Source organism: Pediococcus sp. (assembly GCF_003533255.1).
GTDB lineage: Bacteria > Bacillota > Bacilli > Lactobacillales > Lactobacillaceae > Pediococcus > Pediococcus parvulus.
On sequence record NZ_DOEM01000031.1, the window covers coordinates 23,336 to 23,601 of the forward strand.

The window sequence follows — 266 nt, forward strand, 5'->3', positions numbered from 1 at the left end:
CTTTTCCCAGATTTAGATCTGTGTATCAAACCTATCAAGGTATCTTAAGTGCCATACACCAAAAGGATGCTAATGCGTTCCAATCCTTACTTACTAACTACCAACCCACTAGTAATCAAATGGACATAACGATCAACACGTTTATCAAAAATGGTTCAGCCCTTCTAAACAGTTGTCGTTATCCATTTTCCAACGGTCCAATTGAAGGACTTAATCGTAAAATCAAGGCATTAAAGCGTAACTGTTTTGGTTTTCGAAATATTGAC

General features: G+C 36.8%; 1 protein-coding gene. It reads left to right on the top strand.

Annotated elements, in window-relative coordinates:
- Positions 1 to 266, top strand: a 266-nt coding sequence (locus DD627_RS09200; RefSeq protein WP_353744034.1) for a transposase, incomplete at both ends; no start/stop codon positions are given.